The following is a 21,395-nucleotide window of genomic DNA, read 5'->3' as shown; positions in this document are numbered from 1 at the left end:
CACTGCCCGGCGCACAGACACCCTGAGCGGATCGTAAAGACATCGCTATCGCCCCAATACAGCCAACCACTTCACGACCTGACCGAAAGGATTAAAACACCCGTTTCAATCCTGGTTTGGCCAACACGGGATCTGCCCAAATACCCGATTTTGATGAACCGGTAACAACAAAATCATCTGCCGTTTCACCCAGTCGTGCGCGTGACACGAAGTCTTGCAAGTGGTTGTTTTCCGAGGGGGTTTTTCAGTATGATTCGGCCCGGGGTTGGGGAATAGCAAGCGTTTTGAAAGAGAGAATCGGCCGAGAATAACGGCCCGCGCGTTCACCCAGATCAATCGAAAACAACGAGAGCGAATCGGGTGAAGGCAAGCGTGGCCGTGATGCGCGACCGCCGCCCCGCGCTGGGCGCCGCACCACGCTGCGGCCACCCGGCAATGCTCCATACGCGAACACCGATATGCCCGATTTGCACTGGACAATTCCGGTCGCTCGCTGGTCTTGCTGGCCTGCCATTGGTTCCGATGCAGCGTCGTCGCCGGATATCGGCTTTATCGAGCCGATGGTGCGGCGGCGCTTGAGCACCCTCTCTAAAAGTGCCCTCAAGGTCGCACACGATTGCGTGGCTGATCTGCCCCAGGCGCGCATTGTCTTTGCCTCCCGGCATGGCGAACTGCGCCGCACCGCCGGCATCCTGGCCGACATCGAAAACGCCGAGCCGGTCTCCCCCACCGCATTCAGCCTGTCCGTGCTCAACGCCATGAGCGGCGTGTTCAGCATCGCGCGCGGCGACACTTCGCCCGCGATTGCCGTATCGGCCGGCCCGGCCACGCTGGGGCTGGCGCTGCTCGAAGCCCATGCGCAGTACGTGTCGGACCCCGCCTCGCCGGTGCTGCTGGTCTATGCCGACGAGCCGGCCGACCCACGCTTTGGCGCCGTGGCCGATGAGATCGACGAACGCGCACTCGCCATCCTGCTCGATGGCTCGGCATCGGCCTCCCTTGCGTGCTCGCATGGCACGGCCACCACTGAGGATGCCGCTGCCAGCATGACAACCCAAAGCCAGGCCGTGCTGCACTGCCTGGCGTCCCGCACCTCCAGCGCCTGGCGGCATGCCGACGGCGCGTGGACTTGGCAATGGCGCGAGGGCCCATGGCAACCACACTGAGCACGCGCCTTGACAAGGCTCAGCGCCTGGCGGCAACCGGGCTGGCCTTTACCGTCTTCGGCGTCTGCGGCCTGCTGTTCTCGATCGTGGTGTTTCCGCTCGCCTGGGTGTGGCCGCACCGTGCATCACGGCAACGCACCGTCACATTCGTCATCCACTGGTTCTTCCGCGCGCTGGTGCGCTCGCTGCACTGGATGCGCGTGATGACGCTGGAAGTGCGGGGCGCGGAACGCCTGCGCACGGGCGGCCCGGCCATCGTGGTAGCCAATCACCCGACGTATCTGGACGTGGTGGTGCTGCTCTCGCTCACGCCGCGCGCGTGCTGCGTGGTGAAGAACGCGCACTGGGGTAACCCGTGCTTTTGGGGCATCGTGCGCGCGGCCGAGTACATCAGCAATGCCGACCCGACCGAACTGGTGGAAGCCGGCGCGCACCAACTGGCTGCGGGCTACACCATGATCATCTTTCCCGAGGGCACGCGCAGCCCGGCCAAGGACCGCCTGCATCCGTTCTCGCGCGGCTTCGCGCACATGGCGCTCAACGTGGGTGCCCCCATCGTGCCCGTGCTCATGGACTGCAACCCGCCCGCCTTCACCAAGACCATGCGCTGGTACGACGTGCCGCCGCGCACGTTCCACATGAAAGTGGCGGTGCTGGAGCCCGTCAGCGCCGCGCAATACGTACCCGAGAACGCCCCCGCCATGCTGGCCGCGCGGGCACTCGCCTCGGGCATCGAAACCCATATCACCGACCACCTCCTGCAATATGGATTCCTTGAAGCTCGAAATTAAGCAGCTCCTGATCGAGGCACTCGATCTGGAAGACATGACGCCAGCCGACATCGACGACGACGCCCCGCTCTTCGATACCAACGGTATCGGCCTGGATTCCATCGACGCATTGGAGATCGGTATCGTGCTGCGCAAGCGTTATCAATTGACGATTGCCGCCAACGACGAACAGACGCGCGAATATTTCCGCTCGGTGAATACGCTCGCGGCACTCGTGAAGAGCCAACAATAATCGTCCGGAATGAGAGGCACTATCAAAATGAAGCACAGCGGTCCTGGCTAGGCGTGTGGCCGCGGACAGTACTGAAGTACGGCCAGGCTACACAACAACGCCAGGATCATTTTGATAGTGCCTCCAGGCACCGGCTGATACAGGGAGAGAACAACATCATGACGGACACCGAGATCCTCGAGCGCATCCGCGCCATTTTCAAAGAGAACTTTGCCATCGAGCCCGAGCGCGTCACGCCCGAGGCGCATCTGTTCGAAGACCTGGACCTGGACAGCATCGACGCCGTGGACCTGGCGATCAAGCTGCAGGAAATGACCGGGCGCCGTATCAAGCCCGAAGAATTCAAAACCGTGCGCACGGTGGGCGACGTCATCGGCGCGGTCGAATCGCTGCTGGCGGCATAAGCGGATGCAGGCGCAACCTGCCCGCACGACCCGTCAGCCATTGGCCCTGCCCCGCTGGGCACGCGGCGCCGCGCAGGCGGTGCTGAAGATCGCGTATCCGCTGGTATTGCTTGGCGCCTGGCATTTCGGCGCACCGCGTTACGTGGGCATCGCCCTGCTGGCGCTGCTTTGGGCCCAGCGGTGGGTCGGGGCGGGCAGCGTGTCGGAACTGCTTCGCCAGCTCACGCCGCTGGATTGGCTGATCGCCGGAGTGCTGACCTGCACGTCGGCGGCCGTCGCCATCACGAATAGCGAGCTGCTGCTGCGCCTGTATCCGGCGCTGGTCAATGGCGGGCTGCTGCTGAGCTTCGCGGCCACCCTGCGCTCGGGCCCCACCATGATTGAAAAGTTCGCGCGCATGCGCCTGCCCGATCTGCAGCCCCGTGCCGTGCGCTATACGCGGCACGTCACGCAGGTCTGGTGCGGCTTCTTTGCGCTCAATGGGCTGACGGCTGTGGTTGCGGCGCTCTACTGGTCGCGTGGTGCCTGGGCGCTGTACAACGGCGTGATCGCCTACGTGCTGGTCGGTGCGCTGATCGCGGCCGAAGCGGCGTTCCGGCACTGGGTCGTCCGCCCGCACGCACTGCAATCGGAAACCCCATGATCGCCCTGCACGCCCAGCTCTGCGCTGCGCGGCCCGACGATGCGGTGGTCTGCGTCGACGGCCCGCAATCGATGACGTACGGCGCATTCCGCGCGCGCGTGGCCGCCTGCGCGACAGCGTTCGCCAGCCAAGCGGCAGTACGCTACGCGCTGTGCGTTGACGACCCGTTCGACTTCACCTGCGCGTTGTTCGCGCTATTCGCGAGCGGCAAGCACGTCGTGATTCCTGCCAGCGCTGCGCCGGCTTACCTGGACACGCTGGCCGACGCCTATGACGTGCTCGTCACTGATACCGATCTCGCGGCCATGGGTGCGCATACCGAAGCTGCAATCGGTGCGATCAATCCGCACGCGCCCATCACGCTGTACACGTCGGGCAGTACCGGCGCACCCAAGCCCATCCACAAGACGCTGGCCCAGTTCGACGCGGAAGTCGTCACGCTGGAGCGGCAATGGGGCGCGCAGATCGGCACCGGCGCCGTGATGGCCAGCGTGCCGCATCACCATATCTATGGGCTGCTATTCCGCGTGTTCTGGCCGCTCGCGGCCGGCCGCGCCTTCAGCCGCCAGACGCACATCGAGCCGATCGCACTGCAAGAGGCGCTGGTGCAACGGCCTGCCGCCGCGTTTGTGTCCAGCCCGGCACAACTCGCGCGATGGCCGCTGCTGCCGGGTTTCGATGCGCTGCGGCCGCTGCCGGTGGTGTTCTCGTCGGGCGGCCCGCTGGACGCCAGTGCGGCGACGGCGTTTGCATCTGCACACGGAAACGCCCCGATCGAAGTCTTCGGCAGCACCGAGACGGGCGGCATCGCCTGGCGCCGCCAGGATCAAACCCACGCTTGGCGCCCTTTCACCAACATTGAAGTCCGCCGGGAAGACGACGGCGCGCTGGCCGTGCGCTCGCCGCATCTGCCGCATGACGACTGGCACCGCACCGACGACGCCATCGCCTTTGACGACTGCGGCCGCTTCATCCTGCGCGGCCGGCTGGACCGCGTCGTCAAGGTGGACGGCAAGCGCGTCTCGCTGCCGGAAGTGGAAGACTGGCTGGGTGCGCATCCGTTTGTCGCGCGGGCCGCAGCCACGCTGCTGGCCGGAGCGTCGCGCGAGCGCCTGGGTGCGCTGGTCGCCCTCACCCCGGCGGGCGTTGAAGCCCTGCGAGCACAAGGCCGCGTGGCACTCGCCAAGACGCTGCGCCGGCACCTGTCCACCTACACCGAGCCCACGCTGATCCCGCGCCGCTGGCGCTTTTGCATGGCGATGCCGGTAGATGCGCGCGGCAAGCTGCCGGCCTCGGCCGTCGCCGCTGCCTTCCGGGCCAGCGCAGACGGTTTTGAAACGCTCGCGCACGTGAGCGACGCCGATGGCGACCACTACGAGTTGCGCGTCAGCCCCGATCTCATTCATTTCGAAGGCCACTTCCCCGGCCTGCCGATCCTGCCGGGCGTCGTACTGATCGACTGGGCCATCCGCCTGGCGGCAATGCGCAACGGTGCAGTGCGGGCCATGACCTCGATCGATCAGCTCAAGTTCATGGCGCCGGTACCGCCGGGTGCCGTCGTGTCGCTGCGCCTCGTGCATGAGCCGGAGCGTACTCGCGTGCGCTTCATCGCCCGGCTCGGCGCGCGCGATTGCGCTTCCGGCGTGCTGGCCTACCAAGCCCCCCGGGAGGCCGCGTGAGTGTGACCATGCCGACTGCCGTCACCCCGGCCATCGTCATCCCGATCTACAACCACAAGGACGCGATCGGCAACACCGTCGCGCACCTTTCGGTGCATGGGTTGCCCATCTTCATCGTTGACGACGGCAGCGACGCGGCCACGCAAGATGTGCTGGCCGCACTGGCGCAGCAATTCGCGCAACAGGTCACGCTGCTGCGGCTGCCGGTGAACGGCGGCAAGGGCGCGGCCGTGATGGCCGGCCTGCGCGCCGCCCACGCTGCCGGCTACACGCACGCCCTGCAGATCGACGCCGACGGCCAGCACGACGCGGCAGATGTCCCGCGCTTTATCGGCGCTGCAAAAGCATCACCCGACGCCGTGATCCTCGGGCGCCCGGTCTACGACGAGAGCGTGCCCAAGGCGCGCTTGTACGGCCGCTACGTCACGCACGTCTGGGTGTGGATCGAAACGCTGTCGTTCGACATCCGGGACTCGATGTGCGGCTTCCGCATCTATCCGCTGGCGCTGGCCTGCAAGCTGATCGACGACGTTGCCCTGCCCACGCGCATGGATTTCGACATCGAGATTCTGGTACGCCTGCACTGGCGCCGCGCACGCATCGTCACCCTGCCCACGCGGGTCACGTATGCGCCGGATGGGCTGTCGCACTTCGACGTGCTGTGGGACAACGTCCGCATCAGCAAAAGCCATACGCGGCTGGTGGCCGGCATGCTGCTGCGCCTGCCGCTGCTGTTGGCGGGCAAGCTGATGCCACGCTGGCGGCATCCATCCGCCTCGGGCGCGTCGCAAGGCTGGTGGCGCATGGCCGAGCGCGGCAGCCGGCTCGGCATGCAGTTCCTGGCGCTGAGCTGCCGCCTGTTCGGCACGCGTTTCACCTCGTTGTGGCTGTACCCGATCGTCGCGTATTTCCTGTTGACGGGGCGCACGGCGCGGGAGGCATCGCGGCAGTATTTCGCACGGCTGCATGCGGCATCGCCGGGAGCAGGCATGCCGCAGCCGGGTTGGCTGAGCGCCTACCGCCACATGATTGCGTTTGCGCAATCGGGGCTGGACAAGCTGGCCGCATGGTCGGGCCAGGTAAAAGGCGATCGCGTGCGCTTTGACGACCCGGCCGCGTTCGAGGCGCTCATCGCGAGCGGACGCGGCGCGCTGGTCATCGGTGCGCACCTGGGCAACCTGGAAATGACGCGCGCACTGGCCGCGCGCAACGGCCACGCCAAGGTGACGGCGGTGGTGTACACCGAGCACGCACAGCGCTTCAATCACGTGCTGGCGCAGGCGCATCCGGACGTCGTCTCGCACCTGATGCAGGTGACGGATTTCGGCCCCGCTACCGCCATGCTGATGCAGGAGCGCATCGACGCGGGCGAGCTGCTGGTGATCGTGGGCGACCGCGTGCCCGCACATGAATCCGGCCGCACGGTGGAAGCACGCTTCCTCGGCGCGTCGGCGCAGTTTGCACAAGGCCCATATGTGCTGGCCCACGCGCTGGGCTGCCCCGTGTACCTGTTCTTCTGCCTGAAGACGGGGCAGGACCACACCCTCTATTTCGAGCCGTTTGCCGAGCGCATCGAGCTGCCTCGCGCCGAGCGCGCGCGCCACCTGAGCGCGCTGGCTCAACGCTACGCCGAGCGGCTGGAGCACTATTGCCGCAAGGCGCCTTTCCAATGGTTCAACTTCTTCGATTTTTGGGCGCGCCCCAAAGTCCTCAAAAATATGGACGCCCATGGCTGAACACGATCTGAACGTGCCCGCGCAGGCGGAAGCGCCTACCCGGCAGGAAGCCATCGTCATCGGCAACCGCCATCTGACGATTGAAGACGTGGTTGCCATCGCGCGCGGCCAGCGGCCGGTATCGCTCAATGCCGATGCTGCATGGCGTGACCGCATCGAGCGCGGCGCGCAATTCCTGCGCGAGCGCCTTGCCCAAGGCGCAACCATCTACGGCGTCAATACAGGCTACGGCGACGCCTGCCAGGTGAGCGTGCCGATGGCGCTGGTCGAAGCGCTGCCGCTGCAACTCACGCGCTACCACGGCTGCGGCATGGGCCGCCATCTGGAGCCCGCCGAAACGCTGGCCGTGGTGGCCGCGCGGCTGAACTCGCTGGCGTACGGCTATTCGGGTGTGCGCACCCTGCTGCTGCAACGCCTGGCAGACCTGATCAACCACCGCATCCTGCCGCGCATTCCGGCCGAGGGCTCGGTGGGCGCCAGCGGCGATCTCACACCGCTGTCATACGTGGCCGCCGCGCTGGTCGGCGAACGTGACGTGCTGTTCAATGGCCAACTGCAACCCGCCGCAGGCGTGTGGCAACAGATCGGCCACGCGCCCATCACGCTGGCGCCCAAGGAAGGGCTCGCGCTGATGAACGGCACCGCCGTCATGACCGGCCTCGCATGCCTGGCCTATGCGCGTGCCGAGCAGTTGATCCGCCTGTCGTCCAGGCTGACGGCGCTGGCGACCGTGGCGCTGGATGGCCGGGCCGCACACTTCCACCCGACCATCTTCGCGGCCAAGCCACATGCGGGCCAGGCAGAGGTAGCCGGCTGGATTCGCGCCGATCTGGCCGACTGGGACGACACCTCTGCGCACCGCGTGCAGGATCGCTACTCGATCCGCTGCGCGCCGCACGTGATCGGGGTGGCGCGCGACGCGCAATCGTGGATCCGCCGCGACATTGAGAACGAACTCAACAGCGCCAACGACAACCCGCTGGTCGACCCCGACGCGCAGGAAATCCTGCACGGCGGCAACTTCTACGGCGGCCACATCGCGTTTGCGATGGACGCGCTCAAAACCGCAGTCGCCAACCTGGCCGACCTGATGGACCGCCAGCTCGCGCTGCTGGTGGACGACAAGTTCAACAACGGCTTGCCGCGCAACCTGTCCGGCGCCACGCCTGATCGTGCCCCGATCAACCACGGCTTCAAGGCCGTGCAGATCTCGTCGTCTGCGTGGACGGCGGAGGCGCTCAAGCACACCATGCCGGCCAGTGTGTTCTCGCGCTCGACCGAGGCGCACAACCAGGACAAGGTCAGCATGGGCACGATTGCCGCGCGCGATTGCCTGCGCGTGCTGGAGTTGACCGAACAAGTAGCCGCTGCGCACACGCTGGCCGCCGTGCAGGCAGTGCGGCTGCGCTGCCAGCTTGATCCGACGACGAAGGTGCCGGCGCCGGTGCGGGCGTTCGTCGATCGGGTGAGCGGGCTGTCGGCGTTCGTCGCGGAAGACCGCCCGCTGGAGAGCGACCTGCGCGCGCTGACTACCGCCATCGAACGCGGCGAACTCGACACCGAAAACGGAGACCGCCATGACCGCGCGTGACCTGCCGCCGCTGGCCGCCAGCGCCCGCGTCGAAGTACCGTTTCACGACGTCGACGCGATGGACGTCTGCTGGCACGGCCACTATCTGAAGTATTTCGAGATCGGCCGTGCCGCGCTGCTGCGCCGCTTCGACTACGACTATCGTGAAATGCGCGACTCGGGCTTCCTGTGGCCCGTGGTGGAAGCCCACCTGAAGTACATCAAGCCGGCCACTTACGGCCAGCAGATCGAGGTGCGCGCCACGCTGATGGAGTACGAGAACCGCTTGAAGATCGGCTACGAGATCGTCGATTGCGCTTCGGGCACGCGCCTGACCAAGGGTCACACCACGCAGGTGGCGGTGTGCGCCCGCACCGGCGAGCTGCAGTTTGTCTCGCCGCCGGTGATGATCGAACGTGTGGAGCGCGCATGGCTCGGTTGATGAAGACCGCACGCGCCTGGTGTGTTGGCCTGACAGTCGCTGCGGCAAGCATGCTCGCCTGTGCAGCGCCCACCGAGGCGCCGCAGGATGGCGCGTCAGTCTCACCGCTCGTCTCGCAAGTTGCCGCGCAGTTGGCACAGGCCAAGGGCGTGCGCGCGCAGTTCGTGCAAACGCAATCGCTGCAGGCCATGCAAAAGCCGCTGGTGAGCAGCGGCACGCTGCTGTTCCTGCGCGATCAGGGCGCGCTCTGGCGCATCGAGCACCCGACTCGCATGACGTACGTGATGACCGATGCCGGCGTCACCACGCTCGACGCCAACGACAAACCGATGGCGCGCGGCGCACGCAACGCCGCGGGCGTGGCGCAGGTTTCGCGCATGATGCGCGCGATGCTGGCAGGCGACCTGTCGGCGCTGTATTCGCAGTTCAACGTGAACGCGCAGGGCAGCGCCAGCCGCTGGCAGCTCAATCTGACCCCGGCCCAGCCACAACTGGCACAGGCGCTGCGCGGGCTCGACCTGACGGGTGACAGCTACGTGCGCAGCATCCGCATCCGGTCAGCCAACGGCGACGAAACGCGCATCGAGTTCACGGGCAGCACGCACGTCGATGCGCCCAACGCAACCGAACGCGCACTGCTGGGGGCGCCCTGATGACGCAAGAGCTTGCGGCACAGACACCAGGCGCGTCGAGCGGGCCTGCCCAATCGGCGTGGGCCGTCCGGCTCGGCTGGCTGGCGTTCGTGCTGGCGGCCCTGCTCTATTGCGGCGTGCGCCTGCATGACGGTGCTGCGCTGCAGACGAATCTGCTCTCGCTGCTGCCAGCCACCGAGGCCGACCCCGTTGCCGAGAAGGCCGTCGACACGCTGGCCGCTTCGCTGGGCGACCGCACGGTGTTCCTGGTCAGCAGCCAGGACGCCGCTCACGCCAAGGTAGCGGCGAAACAACTCAGCACACAGCTCAGGGCCAGCTCGGCGTTCCGCAACGTGATTGCCGAGTTGCCGCCGTTCGATGCCAGCCAGATCACGCGCTTCTACCTGCCCTACCGGTTCGGCCTGCTGAGCGCAGCCGACCGCGCTGCGCTGGACGATCCAAGTACGGCGCTGCCGGCACTGCTCGCGCAGCGGCTCTATGCACCCGTTGAAACCGGCCTGGGCGCACCGCTGGCCGACGACCCGTTCGGCTGGCTCGGCCACTGGCTGGCCGACCTGCCGCTGGCCTCCACCCGGCTTGAGCTGGAAGACAACTTCCTGATCGCCCGGCATGGCGATACGACCAGCGTGCTGGTGACGAGCACCCTGGCAGCCTCCGCGTACGACGCGCAAACCCAGGCCGCCGTACGCACCGCTGTTGCGCAGGCCGAGCAATCGTTGGCGCAGAGCTTCCCTAATGTGACGCTGGCCCGCACAGGCGCGGTGTTCTACGCGGCGGCGGCGCGCAGCGCCTCGGAGCAGGAACTGCACCGCATCGGCATCATCTCGACCTGCGGCATTGCGTTGCTGATGCTGTGGGTGTTCCGCTCGCCGCGCTTCCTGCTGCTGGGTTTTGTGTCGACCGGCATTGGCATCGTGTGCGCGCTGGCGGCCACGTTGATGGTGTTCGGCAAGCTGCATCTTCTGACGCTTGTGTTTGGCGCCAGCCTGATCGGCGAGGCGGTGGACTACTCCATCCAGTATTTCGTGACCTATCTCGGTGGCGGCGCCGAGCGGGACGCACAGCGCAGCGCGCGCGACGTGCGCCCTGCACTGCTGGTGGCGCTGACCACGAGCCTGCTCGGTTACGCGATCCTGGTCGGCGTGCCATTTCCGGCGCTGCGCCAGATTGCGTGCTTTGCCATTGCCGGGATCGGCGCGGCCTTCCTATCGGTGGCCTCGCTGTTGCCAGCGCTGCTGGTGAATGCACCGCGCCGGCAACGTCGCACCTACGGACGCGCCGCGCGTTGGCTCAACGGGTGGCAGGCCGCGCTCACGCATCGAGGGGCCTGGCTGTGCCTGGGTCTTCTTGCAGCGGCGGCGGTGCCCGGCTGGCTGCGCCTGACCAGCGACGACGACATCCACCTGCTGATCCAGCGCGACCCCGAGTTGGCGCGCCAGGAAGCCGCCGTGCGCGAGGCGATTGGCGTGGAGAACAGCACGCAGTTCTACGTCGTGAAGGGTGACTCGGCCGAACGGGTGTTGCAGCGCGCAGAAGCCCTGCAGCACAAGCTGGAAGCACCGATTGCGGGCGCGCAGCTCAAGGGCGTGCAGTCGGTCGCGCAGTTCGTGCCGTCGGCGCGGCAGCAGGCAGAAGATCGGGCCCGCCTCGCCAAACGCGTGTTCGCCAACCCGCAGGCGCTGGGCGCAACGTTGACCGATGCCGGTTTCCGCGCGGACGTGGCGGCCAAGTACCTCAACACCTTTGCAAGCGCCGGCAGCCAACCGCTGACGGTCGATGCCTGGCTGGCGATGCCATGGTCGCAGCCGTACCGGCACCTCTGGCTGGGCCAGGTGGCAAGTGCCGATGCGCAAACGCCCGTGTTTGCCGCCATCGTCATCCCCGTCGGTGCCACGGCAGCGCAGCTACCGGCGCTCGCCGCGCTGGCCGATGCCGATGCGGGCATCCGCTTCGTCGACAAGCCGGCCAGCGTCGCCCGCCTGTTCGCCACCTACCGGATCGACAGCGGCTGGTGGCTGGCGGGGGCGCTCACCCTGATCCTTGTGCTGTTCTGCGTGCGCTACGGGCTTGCTGCCGGTGTGCGGGTGACGCTGCCGGTGGTCTTTGCGGTCGGCATCACGTTTGCCGTGTATGGGTATGCGGGTATTCCGCTGAACCTGTTCCACTGGCTGGCCCTGATGCTGGTGCTGGGCGTGGGTGCCAACTACGCCGTGTTCCTGCGCGAAGGCTGCGCACGCCACCGCGCCGACATCGGCGGCGTGTGGGTGGGCGTGCTGCTCTCTTCGGCCACCACGTTGCTCTCGTTCGGCCTGCTCGGCACGAGCGCCATGCCAGTGCTGCGCAGTTTCGGCATGACGCTGGCCCTGGGCATCGTCATCGCGGTCGCCTTGGCGCCGCTGGGCATGCCGCCGAAGTCGCCGATTTCGAGACATCGATCCTCATGACTGCTCCCACTGCCTACCTGCATGCACTCGGCATGGTCAACGCGCTGGGCGACGACGTGCCAACCATTTGCCGCAACCTGGAAGCCGGCCACGCGCCGGGCATGCTGGCTGCGGACCGTCCGGATGGCAGCATCGCCGTCGTCGGCCGTGCGCTGGCGCCGCTCGAACTCGCGCCGCCCGCGCATCTGTCCGCTTACGACTGCCGCAACAACCGGCTGCTGCTTGCGGCACTCGCGCAGATCGAACCGGCATTGAATGCCGCCCGCGCACGGTACGGCGCGCACCGCATCGGCATCGTGCTCGGCACCAGCACATCCGGCATCGATGCTGCGGAGGCCGCGCTGCGGCATGCCAAGGCGTACGGCGCGCTGCCCAGTGCATTCGACTATCGCCAGATGGAAATCGGCACGCTGGCACCGTTCGCCGCTGCTGCGCTTGGCACCTCGGGCCCCGCCTATACGGTGTCCACCGCGTGCACGTCGAGCGCCAAGGCCTTTGCCTCCGCACGCCGATTGCTACAACTGTACCTGTGCGATGCGGTGATCGTGGGCGGTGTGGATTCGCTATGCGAGCTGACGCTGCAGGGCTTCGCCTCGTTGGAATCGACCAGCGCCGCGCGCACCAACCCGATGAGCCGCAACCGCGCCGGAATCAATATCGGAGAGGGCGCGGCCGTCTTCCTGATGACACGCGAGCCGGGCCCCGTGCGGCTGGCCGGCGTGGGTGAATCGAGCGACGCCCACCATATCTCCGCGCCCGACCCCACTGGCGCCGGTGCCGAGCGTGCATTGCGTGCCGCCCTGGCCGATGCGGGCATCGACGCCAGCGCCATCGGCTACGTGAATCTGCACGCCACCGCCACGCGCAAGAACGACGAGATGGAAGCGCATCTGATGGCGCGCGTCTTCCCGCAAGGCGTGCCGACCAGCGGCACCAAGCCGCTGACCGGCCACACGCTGGGCGCGGCCGGCGCCACCGAACTGGGTTTCGCGTGGCTTGCCCTTGCAAACGAAGGCACCACCCTGCCGCGCCACATCTGGGACGGCGAGGCCGACCCTGCGCTGCCCGCACTGGACCTGATTGAAAACACGCGCCGCCTCGCCTCCGGTCAATACGTGATGAGCAACTCGTTCGCCTTTGGCGGCAGCAATGCCAGCCTGATCCTGGGCCGGGAATTGGGACAAAAACGCGCATGACCGATACCGAACTGAGCGCATTCCCCATCGCGCCCATCGAATCCCTCCTGCCGCATCGGGGCACCATGCTGCTGCTCGCGCGCGTGGACGCCTGGGACGACGAATCCCTGACGGCCGTAGCACACGTCGACCGCACCGCCTGGTATGCCGATGCAGAAGGCAACATGCCCGCGTGGATCGGCATCGAGTTGATGGCGCAGGCGATTGCCGCGCACGTGGGCCTGCTGTCGATGCGCGCCGGACAGCCAGCGCGGCCCGGTGTGCTGCTGGGCTCGCGCAAATACGAGGCCAGCGTGCCTGCCTTCGCCCACGGCCAGCCGCTGTGCGTGCAAGCGCGCGAACTGCTGCGCAGCACCGAAGGCCACGGCGCGTATGAGTGCACAATCAGCACAGACGGGCCAGCGGGTCGAACGCTGGCCAACGCGGTCATCAAGGTATATCAACCGACCGATTTTCAAGCATTCATCGAAGGGAGTTTCGCAACATGAGCCGCCGTGTTCTTGTGACGGGCGCTAGCCGCGGCATCGGCCGCGCGATCGCCTACCAACTGGCGTCCGACGGGTTCGACGTCTCGGTGCATTGCCGCAGCGGCCGCAACGAGGCCGAGGCCGTGGTGGCCGGCATCCAGGCGCAGGGCGGCACCGCCCGCGTGCTGCAGTTCGACGTGCGCGACCGCACCGCCTGCCGCGCGCAGCTCGAAGCCGATGTCGAAGCGCACGGCGCCTACTACGGCATCGTCCTGTGCGCGGGCGTCACGCGCGACGCCGCCTTCCCTGCGTTGACGGACGAAGACTGGGACGTCGTGCTGGAAACCGGCCTGGACGGCTTCTACAACGTGGTGCATCCGCTCACCATGCCGATGGTGCGTGCACGCCAGGGCGGGCGCATCGTCACCATCGCTTCTGTTTCGGGCGTGATGGGCAACCGCGGGCAGGTCAACTACAGCGCGGCCAAGGCCGGGCTGATCGGCGCGACCAAGGCGCTGGCGGTGGAGCTGGCGTCGCGCCGCATCACCGTCAACTGCGTGGCCCCGGGGCTGATCGAGACCGAGATGCTGTCGCACGTCGAGCACCTGGACCAGGCCCTGCAAACCGTACCGATGAACCGCGTCGGCCAGCCCGCCGAGGTGGCCGCAGTGGTGGGCTTCCTGATGTCGGATGCCGCGTCGTACGTCACGCGGCAGGTGATCGGCGTCAACGGCGGGATGATCTGATGAAGCGCGTGGTCGTCACAGGCATGGGCGGCGTCACCGCTCTGGGCTCCGAGTGGAGCGAGGTTCAAGCGGCCATCGAGCAGGGCCGCAACGCGGTGCGCCGCATGCCCGAATGGGATTACTTCGACACCCTGCACGCGCGGCTGGCGTGCCCGCTGCCGGCCTTCACCACGCCGGCGGAATACCCGCGCAAGAAGACGCGCTCGATGGGGCCGGTGTCGGTGTACGCGGTGCGCGCAAGCGAGCTGGCACTGGCCGATGCGGGCCTGGCGGGCGACTCGTCCATCGCCGATGGCCGCATGGGCGTGGCATATGGTTCGTCGTCGGGCTCGGTGCAGCCGATTCGCGCGTTCGGCAACATGCTCGACACGGGCTCGATGCTGGGCGTCACGTCCAACAGCTACGTGCAGATGATGCCGCACACCGCAGCCGTCAACGTGGCGCTGTTCTGGGATTTGAAGGGCCGCATCATCCCCACGTCGTGCGCATGCGCATCGGGCAGCCAGGCCATCGGCTATGCGTACGAAGCCATCGCCACTGGCAAGCAGACGATGATGCTGGCCGGCGGCGCGGAAGAGCTCTCCGCACCTGCCGTGGCCGTGTTCGACACGCTCTACGCCACCAGCACGCGCAATGACGAACCGCACCTGACGCCACGCCCGTTCGACAAGGCGCGCGATGGCCTCGTGGTGGGCGAAGGCGCCGCCACGCTGGTGCTGGAAGACTACGACCACGCCCGCGCACGCGGCGCGCGCATCCACGCGGAGGTGATCGGTTTCGGCTGCAATTCCGACGGTGCGCACATGACGCAACCGACCGCCGCCACCATGAGCCAGGCCATGCGCCTGGCGCTGCAGGACGCGCGCCTCTCGCCAGACGCCATCGGCTACGTCAACGCGCACGGCACCTCCACCGACCTGGGCGACGTGGCCGAAAGCCAGGCCACGGCCGAGGTGTTCCGCCCCACGATGCCGATCAGCTCGCTCAAGAGCTACATCGGCCACACGCTGGGCGCATGCGGCGCCATCGAAGCGTGGTGGACCATCGAGATGATGAAGCGCAACTGGTACGCACCCACGCTCAACCTGGAGAACGTCGACCCCGCCTGCGCGCCGCTGGACTACATCGCGGGCAGCGCACGCACGCTCAATGCCGAATACGTGATGAGCAACAACTTCGCGTTCGGCGGCATCAACACGTCGCTCATCTTCAAGCGCGCCGACTGATGCAGGCCAGCACCTCACGCCCCCTCTCCCGCTTTGCACCGGAACGCGTGGTCGTGACGGGTCTGGGCATCGTGAGCTGCCTGGGCAATACGCTCGATGCCGTGGCCAGTGCGCTGCGCGACGGGCGCTCAGGCCTCTCGCATGTGCCGGCCTGGGCGGCGATGGGCCTGGACAGCCAGGTCGCGGGCGTGACCTCCACGCACGACGAGCCACCCTTTGCGCGCAAGTTCGAGCGCTTCATGGGCCAGACCGCACGACTGGCCTGCCATGCCGCCCGCAAGGCCATCGACGATGCGGGCCTCGATGCGGCTGCGCTGCACTCGCCGCGCGCGGGCGTAGTGGCCGGTTCGGGCACCGGCGCGCTGGCCGCCTACGACGCGGCGCTGGAGGTGGCACGCACACGCGGCGTGGAACGGACTTCGCCCTACATCGTTCCGCAGGTGATGAGCAGCACCGTGTCGGCCAACGTGGCGCAGGTGTTCGGAATGAGCGGCATCTGCTATTCGCCTTCGTCAGCCTGCACCACGTCCGCCCTGGCGATCGGGCAGGCCGCGCAGTGGATTCGCTCAGGGCAGCAGGACATCATGCTGGCCGGCGGCGCGGAAGAACTGCACGACGGCTACGCGCTGTTCTTCGATGCCATGGGCGCGCTGTCGCACGCGCCGGCCGACGCGCCCGAGCGCGCATCGCGCCCATACGACGTGGCGCGCGACGGCTTCGTGCTGGGCTCGGGCGCCGGCATGCTGGTATTGGAATCGCTCACCCACGCGCGTGCACGCGGTGCCCGCATCTATGCCGAGCTGACGGGCTTCGGGCAAAGCACGGATGTGGGCTCGATGGTGTCGCCGCGCGCGCAAGGCATTGCCCGGGCCATACAAGCCACGCTGGACGACGCCGGTACACAACAGCAACGGCCCGACTACATCAACACACATGCCCCCTCCACCCCCTCCGGCGATGTGGAGGAACTGCACGCCCTGCAGGCCGTGTTCGGCGCAGAGGTGCCGCCGTTCTCGTCCACCAAGGGGCTCACCGGGCATCCGCCGGGCGCGGCAGGCGCGCATGAGGCCATCTATACGCTGTTGATGATGCGCGACGGATTCATGGCCGGGTGTGCCGGCATCGAAACGCCCGACCCGGCGGTCGCAGGCATGCCGCTGGTGCGGCAATCGCGCGACGCACGCATCGGGCGGGCGCTGTCCATTTCCTTTGGGTTCGGCGGCAGTAGCGCCGGGCTGATGTTCGACGCCGTCATTGGCGATTCCTCAACGTAACACCAAGAAACGGAGTGCTCTCAATGAAGATCCGACTGCTGCTGGCCGCCAGCGCACTTGCCGCCATCACCCAGGTCGCCCATGCACGCACCGAGGTCGTGACGTACCCGATCAAGCCGGTGCTGGAATCCAAGCAGTTCGCGCCCGATGTGGCGCTCTACTTCGGCAACCAGCCGCACCCGGCGGTCGTCGCCAAGCTGGGCGAAGTCACCAAGTCGTCCCACCCGCCGCGCAAGACGCTCACCGAAGTCGAAGTCTGCAATGCCACGCTGGCCGATGCCCTGCGCCAGCTCGCGAGCGCCGCTCACGACCGTGGCGCCAACGCGGTCATCAACATTAAGACGAACTTCCATTCGAGCGAAAGCAACGATGCGAACAACTACACCTGCGGCGTGAGCAGCGTGTCGGCAGCGCTGCACGTGCGCGGCGAAATGGTCACGATCGAATCCGCCAAGTAATTTGGCATTGGCCATTGCAGTCCCACCCCCAACCGTTGAATCAACGACAAGGAGTCTGGAATGAAACGTCCCCTGATGCTGGCTACCCTGTGCCTGGCCACGATGAGCACCGCCGCCCTCGCCCGCAACGACGTCGGCACGTATCCGATCGCCGCGGCGCTCAAGAGCGAAGGCTCCGACAAGGTCGGCAGCGACATCGCGCTGGTCTTTGCCGGCCAGAAGCACGCACCGGTCGCCAAATCGATGGGTGAGATCGCCACCAACAAGAAGACCAACGGCGTCGGCCGCAGCGATGAAGCTGCTTGCCAGTACGTATTCCTGTCGGCAGTGCTGGCCCTGCAGGAACGCGCTCGCCAGATGGGCGGCAACGCGGTCATCAACATCAAGAGCAACTACCAGAACCGGCTGACCGAAAGCGCAACGGATTTCACGTGCGGCTCGGGCGCCATCATGTCGGGCGTGGCCCTCAAGGGCGAAGTCGTGACGCTGAAGAAGTAACAAGCCGGCAAGGGCTGCCGGCCAGGCGGATCGACCGGCAGCCTTAAATCACAACTTCAGCCGCAGCGGGCTTGGTGGCGGCGACGTTGACCAGCGTCTCGCGCCGCTTGCCCGGCTTGGGATGATGCAGGCCCAGCCGCTCGAACAGACCGAAGTCAGCCGCACGGCTCCACCAGAGATACGGCAGCGAGACATTGCGCTCGTCAAAGTCGAAGCCGCCGATGCGCAGCATCTGCAGATAGCCGTCGGCACTTTTCTGCACATGCATCGGATGCCGGAACAGCAGGCGGATCACCCACGACTTGATATACGCGTCCGTCGATTCGGCAAACAGCAGCACGCCGCCCGGCTTCAAGATGCGGCGGAATTCCGCCAGCGCGCGCTCCTGCTCGACGAGGTGGTGAAAGGTCTGGTGGCAGAAGACGATGTCTGCGCAGGCATCGGGCAGCGGCAGGGCCGCGCAATCGCCGTGCAGGATCTCGGTGGGTGTACCGATGGCGCGCGCAGCAGCCTGCGCGGCCTCCAGAGAAGGCGCATGGCAATCGACACCGACGATGCGTTGCGGAGCAAACGCTTGCTCCAGCAGCCGGAATGAAATGCCTTGCCCGCAACCCACGTCCACCAGCACCGGAGAGGCTGGCAGCGGTGTCGTGATCAGGCGCTTGAGATCGTTGATAGCCACGCGCAGCACATGGTGCTCCCACGTATATGTGCGCAAGAACCAGATGCCGAATGCAGTTTCGGGCACGAACGAACCGACATGCGCGGGCGTTGAGGTGGTTTCCATGGGGTGACGGTGGCGTTTTGAAAATCGGCGGAGCATTGTACCGACAATCAATTCCGGTTTTCAAAGCGCATTGAACGTCGTACGATCGCGCTTTATTTCGGCAAGGCGCCGAGAAACGGATTATTCACAAACGATAATGCACGCAACCATTCCCGCAATCGAAAAACACGAGCACGTCGATGTCGCCATCATCGGGGCCGGCCCGTCCGGCGCCGTGGCGGCAGCACTGCTGCGGCAAGCGGGGCGCAAAGTGCTGGTGCTCGAACGCCAGCATTTCCCGCGTTTCTCGATTGGCGAAAGCCTGCTGCCGCAGAGCATGGCCTATCTTGAACAAGCCGGCATGCTGCAGGCCGTGGTGGAGGCCGGGTTTCAATACAAGAATGGCGCGTACTTCGTGCATCGTGACAAGCACGCCGCGTTCGATTTTCGCGACAAGCATTCCGCGGGCTGGGGCACGACGTATCAGGTCGAGCGCGCGGCCTTTGATCAGATCCTGATCCAATGTGCGGCTCAACAAGGCGCCGAGGTGCGCTTTGGCCACACGGTGCGCGCCATGCAGCCGGGCGATGCGCCTGTGCTGGAAGTCGAGGACGAGGCCGGGCATGCCTATGCCGTGCACGCCCGCTTCGTGCTCGATGCGAGCGGCTTTGGCCGCGTGCTGCCGCGCCTGCTCAACCTCGAAGCACCGACCGGCCTGGCGACGCGCGCGGCGCTGTTCACGCACGTGAACGATGCCCTGCCCGCCGGCAGCACCGACCGCAACAAGATCTGCGTGGCCGTGCACCCCGAGCGGCGCGACGTCTGGTACTGGATGATCCCGCTGGCCAACGGCCGTTCGTCGGTCGGCTGCGTGGCCGAAGCCAGCTTCCTTGACGTGCCCGAAGCCGAGCGCGAGGCCACCCTGCGCGGGCTGATCCAGGCCGAGCCGAACATCGCCGCCCTGATCGGCAACGCGCCGTTCCTGATGCCGGTGCGCCAGATCGGCGGCTACTCGGCCAATGTCGAGCGTCTGTATGGGCCGGGCTATGCGCTGCTCGGCAACGCGGGCGAGTTCCTTGATCCGGTGTTCTCGTCGGGCGTGACGATTGCGCTGCGCTCCGCAGAGTTGGCCACGCGTGTCCTCGTACGCCAGCTCGACGGCGAAGCGGTCGATTGGCTGGCCGACTACGACAAGCCGCTGCGCCGCGGCGTCGACACCTTCCGTGCCTTCGTCGAGCGCTGGTATACGGGTGAGCTGCAGGACATCATCTTCCACCCGCGCCACGCGCCGGGCATCCGCCGCATGATCAGCGCCATCCTGGCCGGTTACGCCTGGGATGAAACCAACCCGTTCGTGGCCGATCCGGTGCGACGCCTCAATACGCTGCATGAAGTCTGCCAAATGGAAGCGGCCTGAAGCCAACACAGCGCTCGCACCGGAATCCACACTCAAACGCAACATTGCGCGCCGGCTGGCGGCGCGCTTTGCTTTGCGCATGCACGTGCTATTGATCGTGCTGTGGTCGTTGGCATGGGGCGTGGGGTGCAACAAGGCGCTGCACTGGGTGGGGCTGGAATCGCCGCCGTGGCGGTATGGCACAGCAGCCGTCGCGGCATGGCTGGCGATGCTTGTCGCCTTCAAGCTGTGGCTGGCCTACACGGGCTTCACGCAGCGCCGCAAACAGCAACGCGCGAGCGAAAGCGCCGATTCGGGCGCAGATCTCGACTTCGATTTCGATCTGCCCCGCATTGGCGGCAGCACCGGGCGGGCTGCTGTCCGTTCGAGCATTGGCGAGCATGGCGGTACATTCAGCGGCGGCGGGGCATCGGCCGATTTCGAGCCGTTCGCCAGTGCGGACGACGGGTCGCCACTGGGCGAAGCCGCCAGCAGCATGGCGGAGGGTTTGTCGTCGGCCGATGAATTCCTGCCCGTGGCACTTGTGATTGCCGTCGTGGTGGCGGTGGTGGCAGCGTCGCTGGGCGTGCTGACGTATTTCTATACGCAGGGGCCGATGCTGCTGTCGGAAGCGGCGTTCGAGGTGCTGCTGGCCGGCGGGCTGATCCGCACGGCCCGGCGCGCGAATGATGCCGACTGGCTGCGCACCGTCGTCGTCAAGACGGCCGTGCCGTGGCTGATCGTGTTGGGCTGTGCGATTGCCGTGGGCCTGCTGCTGCGTTGACCGCCGTCTTCAGCGCCAGCGCGTCATCAGGTCATCCACCACCGGCACGACGGCCAGCACCATCAGGATCGACGCCAGCGGAATGGTAGTCGCATAGCCCAGGTGCTTGAACCCCAACGCCCCCGTCACACCGCCGACGAAGAACATCCCCAGCAAAGACGCCAGCAGCCGCAGCTTGGGCCGGTTGACCACCACGGCCGGCAGGTTGCGGTGCCCGTGGTTCCAGTACAGCGCCTTGCCGATCTCGATGCCGATGTCGGTGGCCAGGCCGGTCACGTGCGTGGTGCGGATCTCCGCCTTCGAAATCTTGGTGATGATGGCGTTCTGCAGCCCCATCAGGAAACACAGCAGCGCCACGGTGGCCGGCACAAACACAACGCGGTATTGCCCAAGCGACGTGCCCATCAGCCCGAAGAGCAGCAGCAGCCCGGCCTCGAGCATCAGCGGCAACGCGAATTCACTCTGCGTGCTGCGCCGGCGCCCCCAGTTGACCAGCACGGCAGTGCAGGCCGCCCCACACAAGAACGCCAGGAGCGAGGCAAACCCCGCCAGCACGAGCACAACATCGCCCAGCACAAGGTCATCGGCCATTGCCGAGACAATGCCGGACATGTGCGACGTGTATTGATTGACAGCGAGATAGCCGCCTGCGTTGGCGGCACCCGCCACGAAGGCCAGCGACTGCCCCAGGCGCCGATTGGCGTCGGCCGAGCGCTGGGGGCCGGTCAGGCGGCGAAGATATTGGATGGGCATAACCGGTTCAAACGGTAGGCGAGTCAATATGATACGCCGCGCGCCCTCACCGCCCCCCGGCCAACCCTGCC

22 protein-coding genes are annotated in these 21,395 nt (G+C 66.7%); 20 read left to right on the top strand and 2 right to left on the bottom strand.

Annotated features, from left to right (window positions below; genetic code table 11):
* The first annotated feature begins 458 nt into the window (after positions 1-458).
* The 18 genes from B4F51_RS18735 (at position 459) to B4F51_RS18650 (ending at position 17,625) form a co-directional block, all read left to right on the top strand.
* Positions 459-1,166 carry a beta-ketoacyl synthase chain length factor gene (locus tag B4F51_RS18735; protein ID WP_296227959.1) on the top strand — a complete coding sequence of 236 codons (708 nt, stop codon included), beginning with the start codon at positions 459-461 and terminating at the stop codon, positions 1,164-1,166.
* Entirely contained in the window at positions 1,151-1,957 is an 807-nt protein-coding gene (locus B4F51_RS18730; RefSeq protein ID WP_296227958.1) for a lysophospholipid acyltransferase family protein, read from the top strand. Before B4F51_RS18735 ends, B4F51_RS18730 begins: the two co-directional genes overlap by 16 nt.
* Positions 1,932-2,189, top strand: coding sequence for a phosphopantetheine-binding protein (locus B4F51_RS18725; RefSeq protein WP_296227957.1), 258 nt, complete (start codon positions 1,932-1,934; stop codon positions 2,187-2,189). Before B4F51_RS18730 ends, B4F51_RS18725 begins: the two co-directional genes overlap by 26 nt.
* 158 nt (positions 2,190-2,347) lie before the next feature.
* On the top strand, positions 2,348-2,593 hold the full coding sequence (locus B4F51_RS18720) for an acyl carrier protein (RefSeq protein ID WP_296227956.1): 246 nt from the start codon (positions 2,348-2,350) through the stop codon (positions 2,591-2,593).
* Between the two features lie 4 nt (positions 2,594-2,597).
* On the top strand, positions 2,598-3,236 hold the full coding sequence (locus tag B4F51_RS18715; protein ID WP_296227955.1) for a hypothetical protein: 639 nt from the start codon (positions 2,598-2,600) through the stop codon (positions 3,234-3,236).
* Positions 3,233-4,915, top strand: coding sequence for an AMP-binding protein (locus B4F51_RS18710; protein ID WP_296227954.1), 1,683 nt, complete (start codon positions 3,233-3,235; stop codon positions 4,913-4,915). The genes B4F51_RS18715 and B4F51_RS18710 overlap by 4 nt, the downstream gene beginning before the upstream one ends.
* Positions 4,916-4,923: 8 nt before the next feature.
* Positions 4,924-6,651 (top strand): glycosyltransferase family 2 protein, encoded by a 1,728-nt coding sequence (locus tag B4F51_RS18705; RefSeq protein WP_296227953.1) that lies wholly within the window; start codon positions 4,924-4,926, stop codon positions 6,649-6,651.
* The gene (locus tag B4F51_RS18700; protein ID WP_296227952.1) at positions 6,644-8,242 is read left to right on the top strand and encodes an HAL/PAL/TAL family ammonia-lyase; all 1,599 of its coding nucleotides are present in this window, start codon (positions 6,644-6,646) and stop codon (positions 8,240-8,242) included. Before B4F51_RS18705 ends, B4F51_RS18700 begins: the two co-directional genes overlap by 8 nt.
* Complete coding sequence (locus B4F51_RS18695; RefSeq protein ID WP_296227951.1) at positions 8,229-8,663, top strand: acyl-CoA thioesterase; 435 nt, start codon at positions 8,229-8,231, stop codon at positions 8,661-8,663. The genes B4F51_RS18700 and B4F51_RS18695 overlap by 14 nt, the downstream gene beginning before the upstream one ends.
* Positions 8,651-9,316, top strand: a complete 666-nt coding sequence (locus B4F51_RS18690; RefSeq protein WP_296227950.1) for an outer membrane lipoprotein carrier protein LolA — start codon at positions 8,651-8,653, stop codon at positions 9,314-9,316. The genes B4F51_RS18695 and B4F51_RS18690 overlap by 13 nt, the downstream gene beginning before the upstream one ends.
* Positions 9,316-11,760 carry an MMPL family transporter gene (locus B4F51_RS18685; RefSeq protein WP_296227949.1) on the top strand — a complete coding sequence of 815 codons (2,445 nt, stop codon included), beginning with the start codon at positions 9,316-9,318 and terminating at the stop codon, positions 11,758-11,760. Before B4F51_RS18690 ends, B4F51_RS18685 begins: the two co-directional genes overlap by 1 nt.
* Positions 11,757-12,956, top strand: a complete 1,200-nt coding sequence (locus B4F51_RS18680; RefSeq protein ID WP_296227948.1) for a beta-ketoacyl-[acyl-carrier-protein] synthase family protein — start codon at positions 11,757-11,759, stop codon at positions 12,954-12,956. Before B4F51_RS18685 ends, B4F51_RS18680 begins: the two co-directional genes overlap by 4 nt.
* Positions 12,953-13,444, top strand: coding sequence for a beta-hydroxyacyl-ACP dehydratase (locus tag B4F51_RS18675; RefSeq protein WP_296227947.1), 492 nt, complete (start codon positions 12,953-12,955; stop codon positions 13,442-13,444). The genes B4F51_RS18680 and B4F51_RS18675 overlap by 4 nt, the downstream gene beginning before the upstream one ends.
* Positions 13,441-14,169, top strand: a complete 729-nt coding sequence (locus tag B4F51_RS18670) for a 3-ketoacyl-ACP reductase FabG2 (protein WP_296227946.1) — start codon at positions 13,441-13,443, stop codon at positions 14,167-14,169. Before B4F51_RS18675 ends, B4F51_RS18670 begins: the two co-directional genes overlap by 4 nt.
* On the top strand, positions 14,169-15,395 hold the full coding sequence (locus B4F51_RS18665; protein WP_296227945.1) for a beta-ketoacyl-ACP synthase: 1,227 nt from the start codon (positions 14,169-14,171) through the stop codon (positions 15,393-15,395). The genes B4F51_RS18670 and B4F51_RS18665 overlap by 1 nt, the downstream gene beginning before the upstream one ends.
* Positions 15,395-16,669, top strand: a complete 1,275-nt coding sequence (locus B4F51_RS18660; RefSeq protein WP_296227944.1) for a beta-ketoacyl-[acyl-carrier-protein] synthase family protein — start codon at positions 15,395-15,397, stop codon at positions 16,667-16,669. Before B4F51_RS18665 ends, B4F51_RS18660 begins: the two co-directional genes overlap by 1 nt.
* A 23-nt stretch (positions 16,670-16,692) precedes the next feature.
* Positions 16,693-17,127, top strand: a complete 435-nt coding sequence (locus B4F51_RS18655) for a hypothetical protein (RefSeq protein WP_296227943.1) — start codon at positions 16,693-16,695, stop codon at positions 17,125-17,127.
* A gap of 60 nt (positions 17,128-17,187) precedes the next feature.
* Complete coding sequence (locus B4F51_RS18650) at positions 17,188-17,625, top strand: excinuclease ABC subunit A (RefSeq protein WP_296227942.1); 438 nt, start codon at positions 17,188-17,190, stop codon at positions 17,623-17,625.
* A gap of 43 nt (positions 17,626-17,668) precedes the next feature.
* Here the strand turns inward: B4F51_RS18650 and B4F51_RS18645 are convergent, their stop codons facing one another.
* Positions 17,669-18,412: a class I SAM-dependent methyltransferase gene (locus B4F51_RS18645; protein ID WP_296227941.1), complete on the bottom strand. Its 744-nt coding sequence runs from the start codon at positions 18,410-18,412 to the stop codon at positions 17,669-17,671.
* Positions 18,413-18,548: 136 nt separating this feature from the next.
* Between B4F51_RS18645 and B4F51_RS18640 the strand changes: the two genes are divergently transcribed.
* Positions 18,549-19,808 (top strand): NAD(P)/FAD-dependent oxidoreductase, encoded by a 1,260-nt coding sequence (locus tag B4F51_RS18640; RefSeq protein WP_296227940.1) that lies wholly within the window; start codon positions 18,549-18,551, stop codon positions 19,806-19,808.
* Positions 19,780-20,571: a hypothetical protein gene (locus B4F51_RS18635; RefSeq protein WP_296227939.1), complete on the top strand. Its 792-nt coding sequence runs from the start codon at positions 19,780-19,782 to the stop codon at positions 20,569-20,571. Before B4F51_RS18640 ends, B4F51_RS18635 begins: the two co-directional genes overlap by 29 nt.
* Before the next feature lie 9 nt (positions 20,572-20,580).
* Here the strand turns inward: B4F51_RS18635 and B4F51_RS18630 are convergent, their stop codons facing one another.
* Positions 20,581-21,324: a YoaK family protein gene (locus B4F51_RS18630; protein ID WP_296227938.1), complete on the bottom strand. Its 744-nt coding sequence runs from the start codon at positions 21,322-21,324 to the stop codon at positions 20,581-20,583.
* Positions 21,325-21,395 lie beyond the last annotated feature (71 nt).

The sequence above is a fragment of the Ralstonia sp. UBA689 genome, assembly GCF_002298975.1.
Taxonomy (GTDB): Bacteria; Pseudomonadota; Gammaproteobacteria; order Burkholderiales; family Burkholderiaceae; genus Ralstonia.
Note: the sequence above shows the minus strand (reverse complement) of the source record. Positions and strands in the feature narration are given on the sequence as shown.

Excerpts from the sequence above, each read along its gene's own strand:
- B4F51_RS18670 (WP_296227946.1), top strand. The coding sequence starts at position 13,441 with ATGAGCCGCCGTGTTCTTGTGACGGGCGCTAGCCGCGGCATCGGCCGC.
- B4F51_RS18710 (WP_296227954.1), top strand. The coding sequence starts at position 3,233 with ATGATCGCCCTGCACGCCCAGCTCTGCGCTGCGCGGCCCGACGATGCG.
- B4F51_RS18645 (WP_296227941.1), bottom strand. The coding sequence starts at position 18,412 with ATGGAAACCACCTCAACGCCCGCGCATGTCGGTTCGTTCGTGCCCGAA.
- B4F51_RS18655 (WP_296227943.1), top strand. The coding sequence starts at position 16,693 with ATGAAGATCCGACTGCTGCTGGCCGCCAGCGCACTTGCCGCCATCACC.
- B4F51_RS18695 (WP_296227951.1), top strand. The coding sequence starts at position 8,229 with ATGACCGCGCGTGACCTGCCGCCGCTGGCCGCCAGCGCCCGCGTCGAA.
- B4F51_RS18630 (WP_296227938.1), bottom strand. The coding sequence starts at position 21,324 with ATGCCCATCCAATATCTTCGCCGCCTGACCGGCCCCCAGCGCTCGGCC.
- B4F51_RS18725 (WP_296227957.1), top strand. The coding sequence starts at position 1,932 with ATGGATTCCTTGAAGCTCGAAATTAAGCAGCTCCTGATCGAGGCACTC.
- B4F51_RS18735 (WP_296227959.1), top strand. The coding sequence starts at position 459 with ATGCCCGATTTGCACTGGACAATTCCGGTCGCTCGCTGGTCTTGCTGG.
- B4F51_RS18720 (WP_296227956.1), top strand. The coding sequence starts at position 2,348 with ATGACGGACACCGAGATCCTCGAGCGCATCCGCGCCATTTTCAAAGAG.
- B4F51_RS18685 (WP_296227949.1), top strand. The coding sequence starts at position 9,316 with ATGACGCAAGAGCTTGCGGCACAGACACCAGGCGCGTCGAGCGGGCCT.
- B4F51_RS18640 (WP_296227940.1), top strand. The coding sequence starts at position 18,549 with ATGCACGCAACCATTCCCGCAATCGAAAAACACGAGCACGTCGATGTC.
- B4F51_RS18680 (WP_296227948.1), top strand. The coding sequence starts at position 11,757 with ATGACTGCTCCCACTGCCTACCTGCATGCACTCGGCATGGTCAACGCG.
- B4F51_RS18715 (WP_296227955.1), top strand. The coding sequence starts at position 2,598 with ATGCAGGCGCAACCTGCCCGCACGACCCGTCAGCCATTGGCCCTGCCC.
- B4F51_RS18660 (WP_296227944.1), top strand. The coding sequence starts at position 15,395 with ATGCAGGCCAGCACCTCACGCCCCCTCTCCCGCTTTGCACCGGAACGC.
- B4F51_RS18675 (WP_296227947.1), top strand. The coding sequence starts at position 12,953 with ATGACCGATACCGAACTGAGCGCATTCCCCATCGCGCCCATCGAATCC.
- B4F51_RS18650 (WP_296227942.1), top strand. The coding sequence starts at position 17,188 with ATGAAACGTCCCCTGATGCTGGCTACCCTGTGCCTGGCCACGATGAGC.
- B4F51_RS18700 (WP_296227952.1), top strand. The coding sequence starts at position 6,644 with ATGGCTGAACACGATCTGAACGTGCCCGCGCAGGCGGAAGCGCCTACC.
- B4F51_RS18690 (WP_296227950.1), top strand. The coding sequence starts at position 8,651 with ATGGCTCGGTTGATGAAGACCGCACGCGCCTGGTGTGTTGGCCTGACA.
- B4F51_RS18665 (WP_296227945.1), top strand. The coding sequence starts at position 14,169 with ATGAAGCGCGTGGTCGTCACAGGCATGGGCGGCGTCACCGCTCTGGGC.
- B4F51_RS18635 (WP_296227939.1), top strand. The coding sequence starts at position 19,780 with ATGAAGTCTGCCAAATGGAAGCGGCCTGAAGCCAACACAGCGCTCGCA.
- B4F51_RS18730 (WP_296227958.1), top strand. The coding sequence starts at position 1,151 with ATGGCAACCACACTGAGCACGCGCCTTGACAAGGCTCAGCGCCTGGCG.
- B4F51_RS18705 (WP_296227953.1), top strand. The coding sequence starts at position 4,924 with ATGCCGACTGCCGTCACCCCGGCCATCGTCATCCCGATCTACAACCAC.